General features: G+C 27.7%; 1 pseudogene. It reads left to right on the top strand.

What is annotated here, in order from left to right:
* Positions 1 to 220, top strand: a pseudogene (locus CAMP5121_RS08100) (methyl-accepting chemotaxis protein); the annotation flags it as partial.

A 220-nucleotide genomic window follows, 5' to 3' on the forward strand; every position in this document is an offset into this window, starting at 1 on the left:
TAGAAGCTAATACTAATATCTTAGTTCAATCTATTAATGAAATGGGTGAAAGTATTAAAGAGCAAACTACAGGTATTACTCAAATAAATGATGCTGTAGCTCAAATTGATCATGTAACTCAAGAGAATTTAAAAATAGCTAATGATAGTGCTATAGTAGCTGATAATGTAAATAAAATAGCTAGTGATATCTTAGAGGATGCTAGAAAGAAAAAGTTTTA

Source organism: Campylobacter sp. 2352 PW, assembly GCF_024723575.1.
Lineage (GTDB): Bacteria > Campylobacterota > Campylobacteria > Campylobacterales > Campylobacteraceae > Campylobacter_D.